This window comes from Streptomyces sp. NPDC002054 (assembly GCF_040296685.1).
Classification (GTDB): Bacteria; Actinomycetota; Actinomycetes; order Streptomycetales; family Streptomycetaceae; genus Streptomyces.
The window spans coordinates 41,418-63,242 of sequence record NZ_JBEOXT010000044.1 but is presented as its reverse complement, the minus strand read 5'-3'; the positions used below and the strand labels follow the sequence as shown (position 1 = coordinate 63,242).

The 21,825-nt window shown below is 71.2% G+C and carries 18 protein-coding genes and 1 pseudogene; 10 read left to right on the top strand and 9 right to left on the bottom strand.

All coding sequences use genetic code 11. The features are described from left to right. Positions 1-374 precede the first annotated feature (374 nt). Positions 375-1,766 carry a hypothetical protein gene (locus ABT123_RS31945; RefSeq protein WP_351321070.1) on the top strand — a complete coding sequence of 464 codons (1,392 nt, stop codon included), beginning with the start codon at positions 375-377 and terminating at the stop codon, positions 1,764-1,766. 7 nt (positions 1,767-1,773) lie between these two features. Here the strand turns inward: ABT123_RS31945 and ABT123_RS31940 are convergent, their stop codons facing one another. Continuing rightward, on the bottom strand, positions 1,774-2,340 hold the full coding sequence (locus tag ABT123_RS31940) for a helix-turn-helix domain-containing protein (RefSeq protein ID WP_351321068.1): 567 nt from the start codon (positions 2,338-2,340) through the stop codon (positions 1,774-1,776). Between the two features lie 101 nt (positions 2,341-2,441). Between ABT123_RS31940 and ABT123_RS31935 the strand changes: the two are divergent. Further along, a pseudogene (locus tag ABT123_RS31935) lies at positions 2,442-3,851 on the top strand (MFS transporter); the annotation flags it as partial. Here ABT123_RS31935 and ABT123_RS31930 read toward each other — a convergent pair. Continuing rightward, positions 3,827-5,113 (bottom strand): ABC transporter substrate-binding protein, encoded by a 1,287-nt coding sequence (locus tag ABT123_RS31930; RefSeq protein WP_351321066.1) that lies wholly within the window; start codon positions 5,111-5,113, stop codon positions 3,827-3,829. The pseudogene ABT123_RS31935 and the gene ABT123_RS31930 overlap by 25 nt on opposite strands. Positions 5,114-5,320: 207 nt before the next feature. On the opposite strand from ABT123_RS31930, the gene ABT123_RS31925 reads away from it, so the two are divergent. Both ABT123_RS31925 and purU read left to right on the top strand, forming a co-directional pair. Next, a complete protein-coding gene (locus tag ABT123_RS31925; protein ID WP_351321076.1) occupies positions 5,321-5,767 on the top strand; it encodes an SCO4402 family protein in 447 nt (148 codons plus the stop codon). A 56-nt stretch (positions 5,768-5,823) separates the two neighbouring features. Continuing rightward, positions 5,824-6,720: a formyltetrahydrofolate deformylase gene (gene purU / locus ABT123_RS31920; RefSeq protein WP_351321064.1), complete on the top strand. Its 897-nt coding sequence runs from the start codon at positions 5,824-5,826 to the stop codon at positions 6,718-6,720. 25 nt (positions 6,721-6,745) lie between these two features. On the opposite strand, the gene ABT123_RS31915 is transcribed toward purU, so the two are convergent. Together ABT123_RS31915 and ABT123_RS31910 are read right to left on the bottom strand one after the other, a co-directional pair. Beyond that, the gene (locus tag ABT123_RS31915) at positions 6,746-7,966 is read right to left on the bottom strand and encodes a maleylpyruvate isomerase N-terminal domain-containing protein (protein ID WP_351321062.1); all 1,221 of its coding nucleotides are present in this window, start codon (positions 7,964-7,966) and stop codon (positions 6,746-6,748) included. Further along, positions 7,963-8,526: a sigma-70 family RNA polymerase sigma factor gene (locus ABT123_RS31910; protein WP_351321060.1), complete on the bottom strand. Its 564-nt coding sequence runs from the start codon at positions 8,524-8,526 to the stop codon at positions 7,963-7,965. Before ABT123_RS31910 ends, ABT123_RS31915 begins: the two co-directional genes overlap by 4 nt. A gap of 268 nt (positions 8,527-8,794) precedes the next feature. Here ABT123_RS31910 and ABT123_RS31905 point away from each other — a divergent pair, with 268 nt between their 5' ends. Then, positions 8,795-9,313, top strand: coding sequence for an EF-hand domain-containing protein (locus ABT123_RS31905; RefSeq protein WP_351321058.1), 519 nt, complete (start codon positions 8,795-8,797; stop codon positions 9,311-9,313). 34 nt (positions 9,314-9,347) lie between these two features. Here the strand turns inward: ABT123_RS31905 and ABT123_RS31900 are convergent, their stop codons facing one another. Next, positions 9,348-10,592 carry a serine hydrolase domain-containing protein gene (locus tag ABT123_RS31900; RefSeq protein ID WP_351321056.1) on the bottom strand — a complete coding sequence of 415 codons (1,245 nt, stop codon included), beginning with the start codon at positions 10,590-10,592 and terminating at the stop codon, positions 9,348-9,350. A gap of 87 nt (positions 10,593-10,679) precedes the next feature. Then, a complete protein-coding gene (locus tag ABT123_RS31895; protein ID WP_351321054.1) occupies positions 10,680-12,233 on the bottom strand; it encodes a class I adenylate-forming enzyme family protein in 1,554 nt (517 codons plus the stop codon). A 136-nt stretch (positions 12,234-12,369) separates the two neighbouring features. Between ABT123_RS31895 and ABT123_RS31890 the strand changes: the two genes are divergently transcribed. The 4 genes from ABT123_RS31890 to ABT123_RS31875 all read left to right on the top strand — a co-directional run bounded on the left by ABT123_RS31890 (position 12,370) and on the right by ABT123_RS31875 (position 16,379). Then, on the top strand, positions 12,370-13,557 hold the full coding sequence (locus ABT123_RS31890) for an amidohydrolase family protein (protein ID WP_351321052.1): 1,188 nt from the start codon (positions 12,370-12,372) through the stop codon (positions 13,555-13,557). After that, positions 13,557-14,696 (top strand): acyl-CoA dehydrogenase, encoded by a 1,140-nt coding sequence (locus ABT123_RS31885; protein WP_351321050.1) that lies wholly within the window; start codon positions 13,557-13,559, stop codon positions 14,694-14,696. Before ABT123_RS31890 ends, ABT123_RS31885 begins: the two co-directional genes overlap by 1 nt. An 8-nt stretch (positions 14,697-14,704) precedes the next feature. After that, the gene (locus tag ABT123_RS31880) at positions 14,705-15,625 is read left to right on the top strand and encodes an acyl-CoA dehydrogenase family protein (protein ID WP_351321048.1); all 921 of its coding nucleotides are present in this window, start codon (positions 14,705-14,707) and stop codon (positions 15,623-15,625) included. A 304-nt stretch (positions 15,626-15,929) separates the two neighbouring features. Beyond that, entirely contained in the window at positions 15,930-16,379 is a 450-nt protein-coding gene (locus ABT123_RS31875) for an ATP-binding protein (protein WP_351321046.1), read from the top strand. Positions 16,380-16,549: 170 nt separating this feature from the next. Here ABT123_RS31875 and ABT123_RS31870 read toward each other — a convergent pair whose 3' ends face one another. The 3 genes from ABT123_RS31870 to ABT123_RS31860 all read right to left on the bottom strand — a co-directional run bounded on the left by ABT123_RS31870 (position 16,550) and on the right by ABT123_RS31860 (position 19,068). Continuing rightward, positions 16,550-17,260 (bottom strand): hypothetical protein, encoded by a 711-nt coding sequence (locus ABT123_RS31870; protein WP_351321044.1) that lies wholly within the window; start codon positions 17,258-17,260, stop codon positions 16,550-16,552. Positions 17,261-17,460: 200 nt separating this feature from the next. After that, a complete protein-coding gene (locus tag ABT123_RS31865) occupies positions 17,461-18,504 on the bottom strand; it encodes an AraC-like ligand-binding domain-containing protein (protein ID WP_351321042.1) in 1,044 nt (347 codons plus the stop codon). A gap of 168 nt (positions 18,505-18,672) precedes the next feature. Next, positions 18,673-19,068: a hypothetical protein gene (locus ABT123_RS31860; RefSeq protein WP_351321040.1), complete on the bottom strand. Its 396-nt coding sequence runs from the start codon at positions 19,066-19,068 to the stop codon at positions 18,673-18,675. 58 nt (positions 19,069-19,126) lie between these two features. Between ABT123_RS31860 and ABT123_RS31855 the strand changes: the two genes are divergently transcribed. Further along, on the top strand, positions 19,127-21,823 hold the full coding sequence (locus tag ABT123_RS31855) for a DUF6185 family protein (RefSeq protein ID WP_351321074.1): 2,697 nt from the start codon (positions 19,127-19,129) through the stop codon (positions 21,821-21,823). The last annotated feature ends 2 nt before the right edge of the window (positions 21,824-21,825 follow it).

Genomic DNA, 21,825 nt, shown 5'->3' with positions numbered 1-21,825 from the left:
GGGGGGCTTCGCCCGCACCCCCGGGGCTCCGCCCGGCACCCCGGTCCGGGGCTGCCCCCGCACCCCGGGCGCAGCCCGCCCCGACCCACGGGCTCCGCCCGCCCCAGCCCCCCGGGCGCCCGGCACCCCGTCCCGGGGGCTCCGCCCGCCCCCGGCGGCGGACCCCCGGGCTCCGCCCCTCGGGGGGTGCCGGGCGGAGCCCGTGCACCCAGCGGGTGCGGGGCGCAGCCCCACGGGCGGGGGCCGGGGCCGCAGGCCCCGGTTTCGGGGAGGGGCGGGGTGGGGGAAAAGCCCCGCAGGGTCCGGCCGCGCATCGCACCGGGTAGCGTGACCCGACGGTCCCGTAGGTTCGGGCCGGCGGATGGAGGATCCCGGTGACGCAGAGCGGACAAGGCGGCTACGGCTACCCGTACGAGGGTGACCCGTGGGGCCCGCCGCCGCCCGCCGACCCGCAGGCGGGCCATGTGCTGGGACCCGGCTACGAGGGTCCGGGCCAGCCCCACGGCTACGGCTACCCACCACTCCCCGACGCCGCGACCCAGTACATCCCGCCGGTCCCGGCCACCCCGCACGCCGACGCCGCGACCCAGTACATCCCGCCGGTCCCGGGCAATCCGCTCCCCGACGCGGCGACCCAGTACATTCCGCCCGTCCCGGGCAACCCGCACGCCGACGCGGCGACCCAGTACATACCGCCTGTTCCGGGCAACCCGCACGCCGACGCCGCGACGCAGTACATTCCGCCGGTCCCCGGCAACCCGCACGCCGACGCAGCCACCCAGCACATCCCGCCCGTCCCGGGCACCCCGCTCCCCGAGGCGGCGACGCAGTACATTCCGCCTGTTCCGGGCAATCCGCTCGCCGACGCCGCCACCCAGTACATCCCGCCCGTCCCGGGCGACGAGCAAGGTCACACCCAGCAGCTGCCGCCCATCCAGGAGCCGGTGCTCCGGCAGCCGCGGCAGCAGCGGCGGGGGCAGGTTCCGCCGCCGCAGCCTCCGCCGGGCCAGCCTCAGCAGTACGCGTACGCCCCCTCCCCGCCCCCGCCGCCGGCCGCCTTCGAGGAGGCCGACCCGCCCCGCCGGGTCTCCGGCGGGATCATCGCCGCCACCGTGATCGGCCTCGCCGTCGCCGGGCTCGGCGTCGGCGCGCTGCTCAGTGAGCCCGGCAAGGCGCAGAACAACGACCCCGCCGCGGTGTCCTCCGTACCGACGCCCACCGGCTCCGCCGGTGCTGGTGCCGGCGCCGCCGAGGCTCCGGTGGATCCCGCCCGCAGTCAGGCCGTCCAGCTGGACAAGCTGCTCGCGGACAGCAACGACAGTCGCTCCGCCGTGATCCGGGCCGTGGAGGACATCAAGGTCTGCAAGAACCTCGACCAGGCCGCCACCGACCTCCGCGACGCGGCCCGGCAGCGCGACGAGCTGGTGACCCGGCTCCAGGACGTGCAGACCGACAAGCTGCCGGACAACGCCCGGCTGACCGCCGCCCTCACCAAGGCGTGGAAGTCCTCGGCCGCCGCCGACCGCTCGTACGCGGCCTGGGCCGAGGAGGTCGGGGACGACCGGGGCGGCGACAGGGGCGGAGACCGGGACGATAGGGACGACAAGAAGGGCTGCAAGGACGGGAAGGCCCGGCCTACGGGCAATGCCGCCGCCGGCAACAAGGCGAGCGGCGAGGCGTCCAAGGCCAAAGAGTCGGCCGCGACCCTGTGGAACCGGATCGCCGTCAAGTACCAGCTGACCAAGCGGGACAAGTCCCAGCTCTAGCGCCGTCCTACGGTTTCGCGCGGACGACGGCCTGGTCGCCCCGCGGTCCGAACAGGTGCAGGATCTCCACGGCGCTGTCGCGCGCGGGACCGAACCAGTGCGGTTCCCTGGTGTCGAACTCGGCCAGTTCGCCGGGGCGGAGGACGAACTCGTCCGCCCCGAGGATGAGGCGCAGCTCGCCGGCGAGGACGTAGAGCCACTCGTGGCCCTCGTGGGTCACGAGCTTCGGCTCGCGGGGAGCCAGTACCTGCTTGAACACCTGCACCCGGCCCGGGTACTGGGTCAGGGGCACGAGGACGCTGCCGCGGCCGTCGTGCAGGGGCGTGAGGTGCACCCGGGGGTCACCGCTGGCCGGTGCGGCCACCAGCTGGTCGAGCGCGATGTGGTGCGCACGGGCGAGCGGGATGAGCAGGTCCAGCGTCGGGCGCCGTTTGCCGGATTCGAGACGGGACAGCGTGCTCACCGAGATCCCGGTGGTGGCCGCGAGCGTCTCCAGGGTGAGTCCGCGGTCCCGGCGCAGGGTGCGCAGCCGTGGCCCGATGCCGTCGAGTATCCGTTCCAGTTCCGCGTCCACGCAGTCCAGTTTGCAGTCTCCGCAAAAGTGCTGGGCGGCGCTCCTGGTCCGGCCCGAGCCTGGCCGGGCAGATGTTCCCGGACGTAAGGCATGCCGTGACCGTGACCGCAACGACTTCCCTCCATCAGGCCGATCAGGCCGTTCTCAGCGCGCGCGGGCGCTGGACGGTGCTCGCCGTCTGTTGCCTGAGCATGTTCCTGGTGGGCCTGGACACCACCATCGTCAATGTGGGTCTGCCCGCGATCGGGCACGGTCTGGGTGTCGGGACGCGGGGTCTGGAGTGGACCGTGGACGCGTACACCCTCGTCCTGGCCGGTCTCCTGATCTCCTCCGGTGCGCTGGCGGACCGGTTCGGACGCCGACGGGTGTTCCGGTGCGGGCTGGTGGTGTTCGGCGTGGCCTCGCTGGGCTGCGCCGTCGCCCCGTCCGCGGGTGCGCTCATCGCGGCCCGGGCCGTCCAGGGAATCGGCGCCTCGATGCTCAGTCCCGTGGCGCTGGCGATCGTGGTGAACGCGATGCCCGACCCGAGGGAGCGGGCGCAGGCGATAGGTGTCTGGGCCTCGGTCTTCGGGCTCAGCATGGCCGCCGGTCCGGTCACGGGCGGCGCCCTCGTCGAGGCCTTCGGCTGGCGCTCGCTGTTCTGGATCAACGTGCCGGTCGTCGTGGCCGCCCTGGTGCTCAGCGCGGTGTTCGTGCCGGAGTCCCGGGCGCAGCGGGCGCGGCGGCCCGACATCCCGGGTCAGGCCCTGCTGGCCGTGGTCATCGGGGTCTCGGTCGGCGTCCTGATCGAAGGGCCGCACATCGGCTGGACCTCGCCCGCGGCGCTGACCGCGTACGCGGTCGCTGCCGCCGCGGCGGTGGGGTTCCGGTGGGTGGAGTCGCGCCGGCGCGAGCCGCTGATGGATCTGCGGCTCTTCCGGAATCCGGTCTTCGGCAGTGCGGTGCTGGGTGCCGTGGCGGTCTTCGTCGCCCTGAACGTGACGCTGCTGCTCAACACCTTCTACTTGCAGCACACCCGGGGATGGACGCCCCTGGCCGCCGGTGTGGCGACCCTGCCGATGGCCGTCGGAGCGACCGTCTGTGCACCCCTGGCCGGCCGGCTGGTCGGCCGGAGCGGGCCGCGGGCGCCGCTGGTCCTGGCCGGTGTCTTCCTCACGGCGGGCGGACTCTGCCTGGTCGGGCTCGACCGGAACACGAGCCTGCTCCTGCTCCTGGCGGCGTACCTGTTCGTCGGTGTCGGGTTCGGCTTCGCCAATGCCCCGCTCACCAACACCGCGGTGAGCGGACTGCCGCCCGCCCGCGCCGGGGTGGCCGGGGCGATCACGTCCACCGCACGCCAGGTCGGTTCCGCGCTCGGCATTGCCGTTGCCGGAGGCCTGCTCGCGGGGGCCGGCCCGGAGGAGTTCGCCCGGGCCTCGCGGCCGGGCTGGGTCCTGGTGGCAGGCTGCGGGCTGTTCCTGTTCCTCGTGGCCCGTGCAGCCCGGCGTCAGCCGGTGGTCGGGGCCGCTTCCATCGTTTCGGTCATGTCCATCGAGGACTCGCCGGACTGCGCCACCAGCCGTCCTCCCTGCACCACCTGGAAGGTGACCCGCCCGTTCATCAGGCGCGGGTAGCCGCGGACCGCCCGCATGTCCTGGTAGCGCCAGCGCAGGTCCGGGGTGAGGCCCGCGGTGGTCACGCCGTCGGAGGTGTCCAGGGTGCGGGCGATCCGGCGCGCGGTGACCTTCTCGTCGCCCAGCCGCTTCACCGCCTCCGCGAACACCGTGTACGCGATCCAGGTCGTCTGGGTGCCGACGTCCGCCGGGTCCACCGCGTCCTCGCCGAAGGCGTGTTCGGCGATCACCTTCCGCATCGGTTCCCACAGCGGGTCCGTCGCCACCGGGTACCAGCCGGTGATGTACGCGCCCTCGAAGGGGCTCTCCGCGCCGCCCGTGCGGTCGACCAGGGCCTGGCTGACACTGCCCTGGACGGAGGCGATCTGGGGCCGCTTCTTCGGTCCGTCGATCCGGCGGAAGGAGTCGAAGAAGGTCTCGGTGCGCTCGCCGAGGGCCGCCGTCACACAGCCCTTCTCCTTGCCCCGCCCGGCATGGGCCAGCGCCTCGCGGGCCTGCGGGCCGAAGTCGGCGGCGTCCTCGGCGGCCCGGATGTCGGCGGCTTCGGTCGCGGCCTTCTCGATGGGCTGCTTCTGCGCCTTCAGGCCGGCGTTCAGCAGGATCGGCAGGGAGTCGCCGGCCAGGGTGTCCGGGCGGATCAGGGCGACCTGTTCGCAGCTGCGGGCGAGCTGGTGCCCGGCGCCGGCCAGCAGGGCCGGCTGGCCGCCGTTGACCGGGTAGGACAGGATGCTCTGGAATTCCTCCTGGGAGACGCCGTAGCCGCCGATGAAGGGGATGCCCGCGTTCTCCAGCGGGGCCATGAAGGCCCGCCCGTGCTGGCTGTAGGAGCCCACCACCGCGACCGCCTTCTCGGCCACCGCCTGCCGGGCGCAGTCGGCGGCACCGGTCGGCGTGTTGTGCTCGTCACAGGTGATGACCCGCAGCCGTCGGCCGCCTAGGCCGCCCTTGCTGTTGACCCACCGTTCGTAGGCCCGGGCCATGGCCGGCATCCCGGGCATGTTGGTGGCCTTGCCGTCCTGGGGGGCCCAGGTCATGACGGTGAGGGTCTCCCCGGAGCCCCCTGTGTCTCCGGGGAAGACCCCACACCCGGTGAGGAGGGACGCGCCGACAACCGTGCTGAGAAGGGAACGGGAGATCATGGTGCGTCGCCTGTTGGTCATGACCCCGCACAATTCCTCCCCACGGGGAACTGGGGAGTGAGGTGTACGCAACATTCGGTGACGCCAAGGTGAATTACCGGGGGCCGTCTCACGAAGTGGTCCGTCGGGGGCCGTGAAGATCGCCCCGGAAAGGTACGTACGATCGAAAGCGTGACATTCGACGAAGGTTCGAAGAACTCTTCCCGCCGCGGCCGTCGCTCATCCACCATGGGCGGCATGCCGCTCAATGACATGCCGTGGTGGCGCTGGCGCAGCAACGTGCGCTCGGCGCTGCACATGCTTTCCGACCCGGCCTTCCAGGAGGACACCTGGCTGGCCGGGGCCGAGGGCTACGGAGACGTGACCGACGCCGTGTACCGGCTCGTCGAGGACACCTGGCTGGACAGCTGGTCCGCCGAGAAGTACGTCGGCACGATCTTCCGCGACTCCCAGGAAGCCGCCCTCGTCGATGTCGCCGTCCTGCGGGTGCTGCGCATCCTGCACCAGGTCGGGCCGGACGCCCCGGTCTCGGCGTACCTGGAGCACCACGGCTGGCCGGAGGCGGTCCGGGCGGCGCGCGAGGCGCACGTACGGCTGGCCACCGCCGACGGAGAGGACCCCGACAACCGCCCGAGCTCGCTCGAGGTGCTGCAGATCCTGACCCGCGCGGTCTAACCGGCGGCGGCACGGACGGCGTGAGCGGCGTGAACGGTGTGAAAGGCTGTCGTGCCATGAGCGACCCGCACACCGCAGCCACCGGCACCGCCCCCACGGCCACGACCCAGCAGTACGTCCTGACCCTGTCCTGCCCCGACAAGCAGGGCATCGTGCACGCCGTGTCCAGCTACCTCTTCATGACCGGGTGCAACATCGAGGACAGCCGGCAGTTCGGCGACCACGACACCGGCCTCTTCTTCATGCGGGTCCACTTCTCGGCGGACGAGCCGGTGACGGTGGAGAAGCTGCGCGCGAGCTTCGCGGCGATCGGCGACACCTTCCGGATGGACTGGGAGCTCCACCGCTCGGACGAGCGCATGCGGATCGTGCTGATGGTGTCGAAGTTCGGGCACTGCCTGAACGACCTGCTCTTCCGGTCCCGGATCGGGGCACTGCCGGTGGAGATCGCGGCGGTGGTCTCCAACCACACGGACTTCGCCGAGCTGGTCGGCACGTACGACATCCCCTTCCACCACATTCCGGTCACCCGGGACACCAAGGCGGAGGCGGAGGCGCAGCTGCTGGAGCTGGTGCGGGCCGAGAACGTGGAGCTGGTCGTGCTGGCCCGCTATATGCAGGTGCTGTCGGACACGCTGTGCAAGGAACTCAGCGGCCGGATCATCAACATCCACCACTCCTTCCTGCCGAGCTTCAAGGGCGCCAAGCCGTACCACCAGGCGCACGCCCGGGGTGTGAAGCTGATCGGCGCCACGGCCCACTATGTGACGGCCGACCTGGACGAGGGCCCGATCATCGAGCAGGAGGTCGAGCGCGTCGGCCACGAGGTCACGCCCGACCAGCTGGTCGCGATCGGGCGTGACGTCGAGTGCCAGGCGCTGGCGCGGGCGGTGAAGTGGCACAGCGAGCACCGGGTCCTGCTGAACGGCAACCGCACGGTGGTCTTCGCCTAACCCCTTCCGTAGCCCCGTGATCTGATCAGAGCCGGCTCAGTGAGGCCGCCGCGAAGAGGACGTCGCGGATGGCCTCGCGGTCGCCGTGCTGGCCGACGGCTGCCTCTTCCGGGGAGATGTGGCCCGCGGCCAGCTGGCAGAACTCGGCCCCGTCCAGGGCGATCTGGGCCACGGTGTGGTCCGGGGAGGTGGCGGCTGCGGGCGAGTCCAGCGCGATGTCCCAGGCGCCGCCGCCGGAGCCCTCGATCTCCAGGTGGAGGGTGCGGCCCGGGGAACCGGCCGTGACCAGGGTGCGGGGCGGGGACGCCAGGCCGGAGCGGCGGCGTCCGGCCAGTGCGCCCGGCAAGAGCCGGGCCGCCAGGTCGATCATCCGGTGCAGGTGCGCCCCGGACGGCGGATCGTACGGGTAGTCCACCGCCTCCGCGATGTCCCAGGCATGGACCCAGCACTCGAAGGCCCGCTCCAGGAACGCGTCCCCCAGCGGCAGCGAGAAGTCCCTGTAGTCCACCTTCAGCTCTGCCACCCCGCGGCCTGCGAACGACACCGTCCGCACCAGGGTGTGGCCCTGTTCTCGCCAGGGTTCGCGGACCTGCCGGGTGGCGGGGTGCGCGGCGGAGTCCCAGAAGTATTCGGTACGGGCGGTCGGGTGGGCCGGCGCCTCCGGGCCCAGCGGGTCGTCCAGCCCCAGCGCCGTCGCGATCAGACCGTCCACGGACAGCAGATGGCCGATGACCCCGGCCACCGTGGTCCGGCGCGACTGCCGCCGTTCCTCGGCGAACCATTTCAGCCGCACCGGGGTGTGCCACTCGGAGTCGCCGAAGTCCCGCAGCAGCGCGTCCAGCCGCGCCGCCTCGGTGTCGTACGGACTCGCCCACACCGGCACCGGGATCCGGGCCGGACGCTTCCCCAGGCAGCCCTCCAGCACCCGCGACCGCAGCAGCGGGTTCAGGTCCAGGCTCTCCTCCGGGTGCAGCAGCCCCACCGCGTCCCGCAGCCGCAACGCCTCCTCGGCGCAGGGAGCGCACTCGGTGAGGTGGTCCTCCACCGCTCGGGTCTCCTCCGCCGAGCACGCCGCCAGCGCCCATGCGCCCAGCAGGGACTTCAGGACGTCGTGGGAGGGCGGCGGGGCGGGCAGCTCCGGTGCCGCCTCCGGCGGCAGGTCGTCGGCGGCAGCGCGCGGACCCGGTATCCGGGCAGAGCCGGGGCGCTTGTAACCGTCGTCAGGGGACTCGGCGGGGCCGTTCATCGCGGTGTTCCGTATCCGGGCGGGGAGGTGCCCTCCCGTGGGAGGGCGTTGGCGGTCGACAGCAGCTGCAGGCCCAGCCGGAGCCGGCGGCGCGCCTCGTCCTCGCTGATCTGCAGGTCGGCGGCGGCCTGCCGGTAGTCCCGGCGCTTGAAGTACGCCAGTTCCAGGGCGGCCCGCAGCGGCGCGGGCATGGACGTGACGATGTAGTCGGCGCGGGCCGCCGCGTTGGCGCTGCGCACCTTCTGTTCGAGCTCCTCGCGCGAACCGCGGCCCAGCTCGGCCTGCCGCAGCCGGGCCACCGCCTGTCCCTGGGTGATCCGGGCCACCCAGGAGCGCATGGAGCCCTGTTTGGGGTCGTACGCGTCCGGGTTCTCCCAGATGTACCCGAAGACCTCGCGGGTGATCCGGTCCGCGGCCTGCTCGTCGCCCAGCACCCGGTGCGCCAGACTGTGCACCAGCGAGGCGAAGCGGTCGTACAGCTCCCCGAGTGCGGCGGCCTCGCCGCGCGCGAGCCGTTGCTGCATCCGGCGGTCCCAGCGGGGTGGTGCATCCTTCGGCATAACGCCCCCAGCCCTTGTCGACCCTCCCGAATGTAGTGTCAGTTCGCCGCTCTGCGCCTGTTTTGGCCGAAGCTCCTCCTTGCGGGGGAGGGCGCGTGGTAGGTGAAACGGCAGGTTCCGGGCGACGCGCCCCATTGCGCTCCTCGTGCGCGGGTTCGATGCGGCCACCTGCTTGCCCGCTTCGCTTAACGCGCAGGCCATGGAGGCCTTACGCTCCTGCCTTGTCTTGAACTGCACCCCACCGCATATGCAAAGGCGGATCCCGAATATGGACAGCGCACAGTACGAGCGCAAGATCGCCGCCCGATTCGCCATCTTCGACCAGGACGGCAACGGCCATATCGACCGCGAGGACTTCAGCAAGGCCGCCAAGGAGGTGATGGCCGAATTCGGTGTCACCGCACGCTCCGACAAGGGGCAGGCGGTCATCCACGGTGCCGAGGCCTTCTGGCAGGGCATGGCCGGCATCGCGGACGTGGACGGCGACCAGCGCGTCACCCGCGAGGAGTTCATCACCGGCGCCGCGAAGCGGCTGCAGGACAGCCCGGAGCGGTTCGCCGGAATCGGCCAGCAGTTCCTGCACGCGGTGATCGCCGTGGCCGACGAGGACGGGGCCGGGGTCACGCCGCCGGCCGCGGCCCGGGTGCTGCGGGCGCTGGGCATCGCGCCCGAGCTCGCCGCGACGGTGGCCGCGGCGCTGGACGCCGACGGGGACGGACGGATCTCGGAGGCCGGGATCCTGACCGCCTTCGCCGGCTACTGCGGGGTCGAGGCCCCGGACGCGTAGGCCCCCTCCGGGCGGTCTCCCGGTCCCTTCGCGGTCACCGCGGCGGGCTCGGGCTCGAATTGGGGCTGGGGCCCGGTGCGGTCGGCCGGGCCGCGGCCGGGCTGGACCACGGGTGTGCCGGTGTGGCGATCTCGGTGACGGTCTTGCCGATGAGGTCGCTGGCGCTGCCGTTCTCGTGGTTGATGTCGGAGTTGACGAGCACCACCAGGGTGGCGCCCGCCGACGGCAGCCGGATCGCCAGGCTTTCGTAGCCGGGCAGGTCGCCGGTGTGTCCGAACCAGCCGTTGACCTCCATGATGCCCAGGCCGTACGAGATGCCGGGGTGGCCGGTCGGTTCGACGTCCAGCCGCTGGGCCTGGGTGGCGGGCTTCACGAGGGGTTTGCCGTCGGGGAGCCTGCCGTCGGCGAGGACCGGCACCCAGTCGTGCAGGTCGTCCAGGTCGGAGATCACCGCGCCGGCGGCCCAGGTCCAGGAGGGGTTCCAGAGGGAGGCGTCGGCCGTTTTCCCGGTGGGCGTGAAGTCGGTGTAGCCGTGGGCGTACGGCTCCGGCATGGCGGCGTCCGTCGGGAAGACCGTGTCCGACAGCCGCACCGGCGCGAACACCTCCTGCCGGAGGAACTCGCCCAGGCTCTTCCCGCTGACCTTCTCGATCAGCAGCCCCAGCAGCACGGTGTTGGTGTTGCTGTACTGCCACCGGGCGTCCGGGGCGAATTGCGCGGGGTGGGCGAAGGCGATGTCCAGGAGCTGCCGCGGGGTCCAGGTCCGGTACGGGTCGGCCTTCAGCGAGGCCTGCAGCTTCGGGTCTTCGGCGTAGTCGTAGAGCCCGCTGCGCATCTCGGCGAGCCGGCGCACGGTGATGGCGTCGCCGCCGGGGACCCCTTCGACGTAGCGGGAGATCGGGTCGTCGAGGCCGACCCGGCCGGCGTCGACCAGCCGGAGCACGGCGGTGATGGTGAAGGTCTTGGTGACGCTGCCGGTCCGGGTGAAGAGGTCGGTCTTCATCGGGGTTCCGGAGCTTGTGTCGGAGACTCCGAAGGAGCGCACGTAGTCGCCCCGGCCGTCGATCCACAGCCCGACGTTGGCGCCCGGGATGCCGGTCTGCCGCATGACCGCGGTGATCGCCTCGTCGAGCCGTTCGACGGTCGCCTGATCGAGGTCTGCCCGGCCCGGTGGCGCCGCCGCGGGCGCTTGGCCCGTGCAGAGCACGGTGAGCAGCAGGGCCGCGGCGGCGCAGGCCGGGCCGGCCCGGAGCCGTCTGCGCATGGGGCGTCTGCGCATGCGGGGATCACCTCTGACGCGCCGGTCCCCCGAGACCCCCGAGGCCGCTTCCTTCCATCGTAGGAAGGACTGCCCGGCCCGGCGACCTCAGTCGGCGCGGCGCGGCTCCGCGTAGCGCTCGCGCAGTTTGTACTTCAGCACCTTGCGCAGGGTGTCGTTGCGGGGGAGGGCTTCGACCAGTTCCAGCTGTTCCGGCAGTTTGTGGGTGGCCAGGCCCTCGGACCGCAGGTGGGCGGCCAGCGCGGCCAGGGTCAGCGGCTCGGCGCCCGCGGGCTGTTCGACGACCGCGCAGACGCGTTCGCCGCGTTCGGGGTCGGGCAGGCCGATGACGGCGACGTCGCCGACGCCCGGGAGGCGGTGCAGCAGGTCTTCGATCTCCTTGGCGGAGATGTTCTCGCCCTTGCGGATGATGACGTCCTTGCTGCGTCCGGTGAGGACGAGGTGGCCGTCCTCGGTGAGGTGTCCGAGGTCGCCGGTGATCAGATAGCCGTCGGCGTCGAAGGCGGCAGCGGACTGGGCGGGGTCCAGGTAGCCGCGGCAGACCGCCTCGCCGCGCAGCCGGACCTCGCCGTCGGTGCCGGCCGGCAGGGGCTTGCCGTCCGGGTCGGTGATGCGGACGGACATGCCGGCCGGGGGCCGGCCCTCGGTGGTGGCCAGCTGTTCCGCGGTGTCGGTCGGCGAGCCCATGGTGATCATGGGTACTTCGGTCATGCCGTAGCCGTGGGTGAGCGCGCAGCCCATTTCGCGGACCACCGCGTGGTAGATCTCCGGCGGTTTGGGTGCTCCGCCGCCCGCCAGCAGCCGGAGGGTGGGGATCAGCGGCCGGCCGGGGTCCTTGCGCTGTTCGGCGAGGAAGAGGGAGTAGAAGGCGGTGGAGCCGCCTGCGAGGGTGACCCCGTGGCGGCGGTAGCCGTCCAGGGCCTCGGGCAGGGCGAACTTCTCGAAGAGCACGGCCGGGAAGCCGTACAGCAGCAGCATCACCAGGTAGTCCGGGCCGCCGATGTGGGCGTAGGGGAAGGCGATCGAGCCGACGTCGGCCGCCGTCAGGTGCAGGGCGTGGCCCAGGCAGGAGCCGCCCGCGATGAGCGAGCGGTCGGTGTGCAGGACGCCCTTGGGATCGGAGGTGGTCCCGGAGGTCCAGTAGATCCACCGTACGTCGCTGCCGGCGGCCGGGGCCGGCGGCAGCAGGGCCGGGTCGCCCTCGGGGAGGTCCTCGTACGCCTGGAGGACGCCGCGGGCGCCGAGCCGCCGGGCCATGGCGATGTGGTCGAAGCCGCGCCAGGTGCCCGGCACGGCGAAGTACTCGGCGCGGGACTCGCGGAGGGCGAAGCCGACCTCGCGGTCCCGGTAGAAGGGGATGACGGGGGACTGGACGGCGCCGATCCGGGCCAGTGCCAGGGACAGCAGCACCGTTTCGATGCGGGTGGGCAGCTGCCAGGCGACGACCGTGCCGGGGCGGACGCCCAGGCCGTGGAGTCCGGCGGCGACCCGCTCGGCGCGGTCGCGCAGCCCGCCGAAGGAGAGCGTGCGGCCGGTCTCCGCCTCGATCAGCACCGGGGCGTCGGGGGTGAGCGCGGCCCGGCGGGAGACCAGCTCCCAGAAGGTGGCGGACCGGTCCAGTTCGTGTGCGGTGTCGTCCATGCCCGGCCTCCCGAATGACATGAAACTGACGTCTCGTCAGATCCGACGGAGAGCGTAAGGCGGGAGCGCTTTACGGTCCAGGGGTCGCGGGGCTAGCTTGTTTCTGACGGGCCATCAGAAACGGTGAGGGGAATCCATGGAACTGCCTCGGATCATCAGCGTCGACGACCACGTGATCGAGCCCGCCCACCTGTTCGACCGGTGGCTGCCCGCGAAGTACCGCGACCGCGGCCCCAAGGCGCTCACCGCCGGCATCGGCGAGCTCGTCTACACCGGCGGCAAGTACGTCATCTCCATGGACCCCGACGGCCCGCCCACCGACTGGTGGATCTACGAGGACCTGAAGTTCCCGTACAAGCGCAACATCGCCGCCGTCGGCTTCGACCGCGACGAGATGACCCTGGAGGGCATCACCCGCGAGGAGATGCGGCGCGGCTGCTGGGACCCCAAGGCCCGGCTCGCCGACATGGACCTCAACCACGTCGAGGCCTCCCTCTGCTTCCCGACCTTCCCGCGGTTCTGCGGCCAGACCTTCGCGGAGGCCCAGGACAAGGAGGTCGCGCTGGCCTGCGTGCGCGCGTACAACGACTGGATGGTCGAGGAGTGGTGCGGGGACAGCGGCGGCCGGCTGATCCCGCTGTGCATCATCCCGCTCTGGGACATCGAGCTGGCGGTCGCCGAGATCCGCCGCAACGCCGCCCGCGGGGTGAAGGCCGTCACCTTCTCCGAGATCCCCACCCACCTGGGCCTGCCCTCGATCCACTCCGGCTACTGGGACCCCTTCTTCGCGGTCTGCCAGGAGACCGGGACGGTGGTCAACATGCACATCGGGTCCTCCTCGCAGATGCCGGCCGCCTCCCCGGACGCCCCACCCGCCGTGCAGGCCTCGCTGAGCTTCAACAACGCGATGGCCTCGATGATGGACTTCCTGTTCAGCGGGGTGCTGGTGAAGTTCCCGACGCTGAAACTCGCCTACAGCGAGGGCCAGATGGGCTGGATCCCGTACGCCCTGGAGCGGGCCGACGACGTGTGGGAGGAGCACCGGGCCTGGGGCGGGGTCCGCGGCCTGATCCCCGAGCCGCCGTCGACGTACTACTACCGGCAGATCTTCTGCTGCTTCTTCCGCGACAAGCACGGCATCGCCTCGCTCGACGTCGTCGGGCGGGACAACGCCACCTTCGAGACCGACTACCCGCACGTGGACTCGACCTTCCCGCACACCAAGGAGGTCGCCCTCGACCATGTGAAGGGCCTGGACGAGGAGACGGTCTACAAGCTGATGCGCGGCAACGCGATCCGGATGCTCGGCCTGGACCTGGTCTGATGCGCCTCGACCACACGGCGGAGGACGAGGAGTTCCGGGCCCGGCTGCGCGAGTGGCTGGCGGTGGTGCTGCCCAAGCTGCCCGCCAAGCCCTCGCCCGCCGACTGGCCGGGCCGGCGCGCCTACGACGCGGGCTGGCAGCGGGCCCTGTACGACGCCGGGTACGCGGACGTGCACTGGGACGCCACCCCCACCCGGCGGCTGATCTTCCTGGAGGAGACCGAGAAGGCCGGCGCCCCCTACGTGGGCGCCAACTTCGTCGGCCTGCTGCACGCCGGCCCGACCATCGCCGCCGAGGGAACCCCGGAGCAGCGGGAGCGCTGGCTCGGGCCGATCCTGCGCGGGGACGAGATCTGGTGCCAGGGCTTCTCCGAACCGGACGCCGGCTCCGACCTGGCCGCCCTGCGCACCCGGGCGGTCCGGGACGGGGACAGTTACGTGGTCAGCGGATCGAAGATCTGGACCTCGCACGCGGAGGTCGCCGACTGGTGCGAGCTGCTGGTCCGGACGGACCCGACCGCTCCCAAGCACCGGGGGATCAGCTGGCTGGCGATGCCGATGGACGCACCGGGGGTCACCGTCCGGCCGCTGCGCACCCTCGCGGGCTCGACGGAGTTCGCCGAGGTGTTCCTCGACGAGGTCCGGGTGCCGGTGTCCCACCGGGTGGGCGCGGAGAACGACGGCTGGCGGGTCACCATGGTCACCCTGTCCTTCGAGCGGGGCACCGCCTTCGTGGGCGAGGTGGTCGCCTGCCGCCGGACCCTCGGCGAGCTGGCCCGGGCCGCCCGCGACAACGGCCGCTGGGACGACCCGGTGCTGCGCCGCCGGCTCGGCCGGCTGTCCGCGGAGTTCACCGCGCTGTGGCGGCTGACCCAGTGGAACGTGAGCGAGGCGGAGCGGGAGGGCGGGGTACCGGGGGCGGGCGGTTCGGTGTTCAAGCTCCGCTACTCCCATGCCCGGCAGGAGCTGTACGAGGCGGCGGCGGAGGTGCTGGGCCCGCTCTCGCTGTCGCCGGATGCGGGCCGGGAATGGACGGCGGACCGGCTGTCCTCCCTCTCGTACACGATCGCCGCCGGTACCTCGCAGATCCAGCAGAACATCGTGGCCGAGCGGATCCTCGGCCTTCCGAAGGGCCGGTGAGGGGTGCCGTGGACTTCCAGCTGACCGAGGAGCAGCGGGACCTGCAGGCGGGCGTCCGCGACCTGCTGGCGGGCCGGTACGGGCGGGACGCGCTCCGGGCTTCGGTGGACTCAGGTCACTCTGGTCAGTCCGGTCCGGTGGTGGACCGGGCGCTGTGGCGGGAGCTGGGCGAGGCGGGCTTCTTCGCGCTCCGGCTGCCGGAGGCGGACGGGGGCGTGGGGCTGGGCATGCCGGAGGCGGTGCTGGTCTTCGAGGAGGCCGGGCGGGCGCTGCTGCCGGGCCCGCTGGTGGCCACGCACCTGGCGGCCGGCCTGGTGCCGGGCGCGGCCGAGGGGCGGGCGGTGGTCACCGCGTACGACCTCGGGGACGGCGGCCTGGTGGCGTACCTGGCGGAGTCGGACGCGGTGCTGGGGGCCGCCGAGCCGGTCACGGGCGAGCCGGTGGCGTCGGTGGACCCGCTGACCCCGCTGTCCAGGGTGGCTGAGCCGGGCGTCTCCCCGTACTCCCCGTACCGGGAGGAGGGAGCGCTGCTGACGGCCGCGCTCCAGCTGGGCAGTGCGCTCCGGGCGGTCGGGATGGCGGTGGAGTACGCCCGTACCCGCGAGCAGTTCGGGCAGCCGATCGGGGCCTTCCAGGCGGTCAAGCACCTGTGCGCGCAGATGCTGGTGCGGGCGGAGCTGGCCCGTACGGCGGTCTACGCGGCGGCGGTGACGGGCGACCCGGCGGAGATCGCGGGGGCGAAGCTGCTGGCGGACGAGGCCGCCGTGCTGGGCGCGCGGGACTGCCTCCAGGTGCACGGGGGTATGGGGTTCACCTGGGAGGCGGACGTCCATCTGCATCTGAAGCGGGCCTGGGTGCGGGCGGAGCAGTGGCGGACGGCCGCGGAGGCGGAGGAGCTGCTGGCGGCGGAGCTGTTGGCGGCGGAGTAACGGATCGGACAGGAGCAGACTCATGTCCGATTACGGAGAGTTGATATCTGTTTGTGTCCTTAGCCGTGACTCGTAACGGACCGGAGTCGGGGGCTGCTCCGGTACGCTCCCGTCAATGCGAGCGGTTGAGCGGCGTGAGCGTCGCACAGTATGCACCACGCCTACTCCTTCGCGCTGGAATATGCCCGAAGCGCTTGTTCCGGTGACTGTATGTCAACCATGCTGCTCCGCAAGGGGGTCACTTTCGGTGATCCCGTCGTCCTTTCGCGAGGCGAAGTGTCCGCCGGTTCGGATGGTGTGAGCGGTGCAGGTGCTTCAGGTTCAGCTGGAGGTAGGCCCGGATCCCGCGGAGGTCGGCCGGGCGCGCAGATGGGCGCGCTCCCGGCTGGCCGGATCCGGGATAGGGGACGATGAACCGCTGGCGGAGACGCTGATCCTGCTGATCTCCGAGCTGGTCACCAATGCGGTGGTGCACACCGGCTGCCCGGCGGTTCTGCGGATGCTGTTCGGCGGCCCGGGCGTCCGCGTCGAGGTCGCCGACGCCAGCGACCGCCCGCCGGCCCCGCGCCATGCGGGCGGCGAGGACACGGGCGGCCGTGGCCTGGAGCTGGTGGACGGGCTGGCGGACCGCTGGGGCTGGCAGCGCGAGGGCGCCGGAAAGCGGATCTGGTGCGAGATCGACCGGGCTGACAAGTCGGTGGATGACACATCGGAATTTCCCGGCGCGCCGCGGGAACCGCGCGTGTACCTCTAACGAGGTGTTGACGGCTCGTCACATGGTGATCACCCTGTAGTGAGCGATTCGTCGCGAGGGGACGTCAAGGTTCCGCCTTGGCGAGTGCGGGTCGTGGGGTGGCGGCTTGCCGTGCCGCGCTCGGGGCGTGCACGACCGTACGCCGCCACCCACAGCTTGTGATCGGGCCGTCAGCGCTTGGCGCAGATCACGTCATAGGGCCGGCCGACCGACATGGTCAGCCGCATCGGCTCGTTCGTGCCCGACGGACACTCGTCCTTCGTCTTGACCAGGGCCAGCACCTTGAGCGCGCGCGAGCCGCCGGAGGCACAGGCGACCTCCTGGGCCTGCGAGTCCACGCAGTCGCCCTTGACCAGCTGGCCGCCGCCGGCACCCGCATCACCGGGGTGTGCGCCGGTCAGGTTGCGGCCACAGACGGTGTTGGTGGGGATGCCGCTGCTCGCGCTGTTCGATCCGAAGGAAATGCTCACCTCGATCACGAGGTCGGTGCCCGCAGGGCACTGGATCGACCCGGGGAGGATGCTCGCCTCCTTGATGTCGATGGCCTTGAAGGTGGCACCGGACTCGGAACACTTCAGCGCCCGGTACCCGTCGGGCTGCCGCTTCGGGTCGGGCCCGCCGCAGTCGCCCACCTTCCAGTGGTTGGAGGTGTCGGAGGAGGACTCGGCGGAGCCGGGGTCCTTGGTCTTGGCGGCGGCCGAGGCGGACGCGGAGGCGGACGGGGAGGACTTCGACTTCCTTTCGTCCTCGCCGAGCACCTTGGAGGCACCGTAGGCGCCGCCGATGATCAGGGCGAGGATGAGGAAGCGGGCGAGCTTCCCGCCCGGGCGTCTCGGCGGTGCCGGCGGTGGGGGCGGCGTGACCTGGTACGGGTTTGCCATGCGCTTCTCCTGCGTGGAGTGAGGTGGGGAGTGGGGGGTGACGCGCGAACGGGGACGCGTCATGTACACCTCATGGTTCCACGGTGGGATGCACTGGGGGCGGGGTGTTCTGCCGAGATGCCCGCGGGCCGGAAGGTCCCCGGTTCCTTCCGGGCCGCGAGCGGTGCCGGGCGGGTTCTTGCCCTCGCCCAGCGGGGAGCCTATGGGGCCGCCGGGGGGCGGGGTGTGCGCGGCGTGCGGCCCGTTTCGCCATTTCGTGCAGCCACGTTTGCCAGGGCTTCGTGTGCCTCGTGGCGGTGCTGGGTCGGCGTGACCCCGTACACCTCCCGGAAGGCGCGGGAGAAGGCGGTGGCGCTGGTGAACCCGCGGCGGGCGGCGATGGACTGGACGGTGTGGCGGCGGAGTTCGGGGTCGGCGAGGTCCTGATGGGCCCGCTCGAGGCGGCGCCGGCGGATGACGGTCGCGACGCCGCCGTCGTCGACGTCCTCGTACAGGCTGTAGAGCGTCCGCAGGGAGACCGCGTGGTGGGCGGCGATGGCGCGCGGGGTCAGCTCCGGATCGCCGAGGTTGTGCTCGATGAACCGGTCGATACGGGCCCTCAGGGCCCGGCTCCGGGCCTCGGCCGGGAGCTCCCCGGGCGTATCGAGGTGCTCGGCCAGGCAGGCCGCGACCAGGTCGGTGGTGATGCCCGCCAGCCGGGCCAGGTCCTGCGGAGCGCAGTCGGGGCCCTCCTCGTGCAGGGAGGTCAGGAACCGGGCGAGGATCGCCGCCATGCCGGTGCGGGCGGGGATACGCCGGGCGAGCAGGCGGTCCAGCCGGTCGGCGCGCAAGGGCATCGCCGACCGGGGCAGTTGCAGCACGACCGCCTCGACCTGGCCGTCCGCCTCCGGGACGCCGGCTTCCCAGGGGTGCGAGGAATTCCAGAACACCAGATCGCCGGCGGCCAGCTTCGACCCGTTGCCCCGCTGGGTGATCCACTCGCTGCCCGAGGTCACCAGGGCGAGCTGGTACTGCTCGGGGTCACTCCGGCGGATCAGCGCGGGGGTGCGCTTCGAACGCAGCGGGGAGTAGGAGAACTTCGACACCTGGAGCGCGCCGAGGTCGAGCGCGGCGACCTCGGCGCGGAAGGTGGCGGTCTGGTCGGTGCTGAGGGCGGTGGGCATCAGCTCGCTGGCAACGACCTCGTTGAACCACTCGAACCGGTCCGCCGTCGGTACGCCAACGGTCGAAAGATCCACCCACATCGCTCGCGCCCCCTCCCTCACCCGGGCCTCGCCCCAGACTATTCTCGCCCGTCCGGCCGAACGCTCCCGCGCCACCGGGTGCGTGGCCGCTCCCGGTGCTGCACGCTGGGCTCGCAGCGTTTCGATTTCCCGCAGAGGGGTCGATCGGTCATGCCGTCAGCGTCAGCGTCAGTGCTTGCGTTCACGTCCGGGGCACAGGTCCTCCAGCGGGTCGCACAACATGATGACCTGATAGGGGCCCTGCTTCCGGTCGTCCCTGTCGTCCCTGTCGTGCCGGAGGAACCTCCACTGTGAGGGCTTGGCGTGCCGGGTCCGGCCTGCCTTCTCCACTTGGGTGTGCAGGGTGCGTGCCTGCGGGTCGTTGGTCTCCACCAGGACCTCGTCCGGGCCGAGCGGGAAGTGGTCGTGCAGCAGGCACAGGCCGAATCGGTCCAGATTCCCGTGCTTGTCCAGCACGGCGACGAGGTCCCGCACGAACTCGGCGTCCTGAGGCCCCAGCCCTTCGGCTTCCTCGAACGAGGGAAGCTTCGCCTTCGGCGTGGGGGAATCCTTTGTCTCGGTCATTAATCCTCCCGGTGAACGCGCCCATCCATCCCGTTATGAATATGATCGGTTGCACAATGTGATGCCGCAATCCGGAAATCAACAACCAGAAAAGCCCTGGTGGCGTCGGTACCGTCTGCTGCCCTTGTCGCTGCTGATCATCGGGTGTCTGCTGGCATTGTTGCCGTTGATCACCGGGTGGTGGGCGATGTCGTCGGGCGTGGTGGACGCCGCCGCTCGTGATCACTGCCAGACGGGTCTGCTCGCAGCGCGTGTCGAGAGTGCCGAGCTGGAATTTCAGCACCGGGGGCGCATGTCCACCCAGGTGCAGTCGGATATGACCGTCGAAGTTCCGGACACCTGGCCTTACGCGAGAGATCTGACCCTGGGTGAGGACTCCACGGAGTACCAGAACGCGATGAGCTGTCTTCTGCGCGGGAGCGAGGACAGCCTGCCATCCGCTGTTCCCGGGGCAAGGGCCTCCGTACCCGCCCGCCATGCCGAGTGGCGCTTCCACAACCCGAAGGTCACCGCAGAGGGCGACTCGATCGCAGTGAACTACCGGGCGCTCGCCTGGATCGATCGCAAGGGGAACATCCGGATCGGGCCGTGGGGAATCGACGTCGATGACGAGGTGTGGCGGGTTGCGCTCAAGCCGCCGGACGCACTGAAATTTGTCGTATGGCGGGGTGTCAAGGTCAAGCTGGGCGGCCTCGATGCCGCCGTGATCTCACCGGAGCCCATGTCCCTCAAAGAGGGTGTGCTGGAATGGCCCGAGCCGCAGACCCTCGACATCGCCGTCGATGTGGATCCGCCCTGGCAGCGGTATTTCACCTTGACCAGCGCCTGGCAGCTGGCGACCACGGTGGGTGTCATCTCATGGTGGGTGGCCGCCTCTGTCGTGATGGCGCTGGCCGCGATCCGCGCCCTGCCGCAGGCGGGGAACGCGGCGCAGGAGCCGGGGCGTACCGACACATTCTCCCGTCGGCCGGCCGGCGGGAGGGGCAGGGGTTTCAACGAAGGCCCCAAGGAGGCGGTCCTGTACTGGGCCGTGCTGAGCGCGGCGGTCATCCTGACGCTGCGCATGCCCATGAAAGAGATCGCGTCGCCTTCGTGGCGCGCCCTCATCGGCATCGCGGCAGGGCTGGCCCTGGTCCTGGTCGCCCGCCCGTGGTGCCGCACCGAGTCGCCCACCCGGCAGGAGCCCGGGGTCGAGACGGTCGTCCCACCTGCCACCCGACGCCGTCAGGCCCTGGCCGTGACGGTGACCGCAACCGGGGTGGCCGCGGTCGGGGCGCTCGTGATCGGGGCCCTGCACCTCCTCGGACATGGGTCGCTTCCAACGCCGGAGGCCCAGCGCCTTGGCCACCTCGGGCTTGTGATGCTGTGGCTGGTGACGCTGTGGCTGGCTCTGGCCGCCATGACGGCCTGGGCATGGCGTTTCGTTCGGGAAGGGGAGCTCCGGAAATCCTGGATCAAGAGGTGGGACGATTCCCCGGTCCGATGGGTCGTGGGCGTCTCGGTGGTGCTGGCGGCGATCGCAGCGGTCATTCTGGGCTGCTTTGTGTGGGCGAAACATCGTGACTGGAAGCGCGTCGCCTGGCCGGGCGAACGCACCGGAATCCCAGATAGGGAGCTCAGGCAGTTCCTGGAAGACTTTCCCTTGCTGAGCCTCCGCTGGGTCTACGCCTACTCCTGGGTGTTGGCGGGTATCGCCCTCGTCGCACTGCTGCGCATCGGCGTCGAGAAGCAGCGGGGTAAGGGAGATTCCGGGCAGGAAATCTCCCTGTACCCGAAGGAATCGGACTTTCTGCTGACGGCCGCGATCTTCGCCTTCCTCGTGGGTATGAGGCAGGTCGAGTTCGCAGGCTCCTCGGCATTCTATGGTCTGTGGTTCCTGCTGATCATGCTCTCGCTCCTTGCCGTCCGCAAGGTGGGCTTGCGCTGGTCGGTGTTGAGCCAGGCGGGCGAGCAGTTCTGCAAGCAGACATTCAGCAGGCCGGAACGCCGAGAGGCACTGCTGAAGAAGGCCCATGAGTACCGCAACTGGCATCACCAGATCTACCTGATGGAACACGGCCGTGCGGACGGCGCCTCGCGTGAAATGATGGAAGGGAAACTGCGCGAACAGGAGCGGTGGCTTTCAGGGCAGGGTCGAAGGCGGCCGGCGGAGCAGTATTCGGTGGTGGACATCGCCCTTGCCTGGGGGCCCGAGTTCCACTGGTGGGACAACGCGAAGCATTCCGCCCGGCTGGCATTCCTCTTTGGCATCCCGGCAAGCATCGCCCTGGCATGGCTGACCAGCCTCTCGCGTTCCCAGAGTTGGCTCTTCATGTTGCACAACTCCACGGGACTGCCGGACTTGTTGGCGAAGTTCTGTGCATGGCAGATTGCCTGGGCCGGTGCCGGCATGGTCCTGGGGGCACTCTGGCGTGTGCTGCCCGGACGCCACAGCCCCGTGCGTGCGCTGAGCCTGACCTTGGCCTATGCCCTCCCGGTCGGGTTGGGTGCCCTGCTCAGCCGCATCACCGACACCGAACTGGGCTATGCGCTCCTGAGCGTCCTGCTCATGCTCACCGTCCTGACGCTCACCAGCCTCTGGATGGACATGGCGACCTTCCATGAGGAAAGGCAGTTCTGGCCCACCCGCTTCGGCCTGCTGCTGTCGATCTACCAGATGCGCGGCCTCTCGGCGCAGATCGCCTACCTCCTGGCCCAGGTGGCTGCCGCCGTGGCGATCTGGCACGAGGTGACGAGCGGCTTGGGCGCGTCGTAGTG